Source organism: Shewanella electrica (assembly GCF_022321485.1).
Classification (GTDB): domain Bacteria; phylum Pseudomonadota; class Gammaproteobacteria; order Enterobacterales; family Shewanellaceae; genus Shewanella; species Shewanella electrica.
This window is the reverse complement of the sequence record NZ_JAKOGG010000818.1, coordinates 1-232: the sequence shown is the minus strand read 5'-3', so window position 1 is coordinate 232 and position 232 is coordinate 1. Positions and strand designations below refer to the sequence as shown.

Here is a 232-nt window from a genome sequence, read left to right as displayed (position 1 = left end):
AGGAGAAGGGTGATGTTGATCTTGCAATCCGTTACTATCTAACCGCCATTCAGCTGCGACCAAACTTTTGCGATGCTTGGTCAAATCTTGCTAGTGCATATACATGGAAGGGAAGATTAAATGAGGCAGCTCAATGCTGTAGACAAGCACTTGCAATCAACCCTCGATTGGTTGATGCGCACAGCAATCTTGGTAATCTGATGAAGGCCCAAGGTTTTATTCAGGAGGCATA

General features: G+C 44.8%; 1 protein-coding gene. It reads left to right on the top strand.

Features of this window, described 5'->3' with window-relative positions; genetic code table 11:
* On the top strand, positions 1-232 hold a 232-nt coding region (locus L9G74_RS24710; RefSeq protein WP_238899107.1), incomplete at both ends, for a tetratricopeptide repeat protein.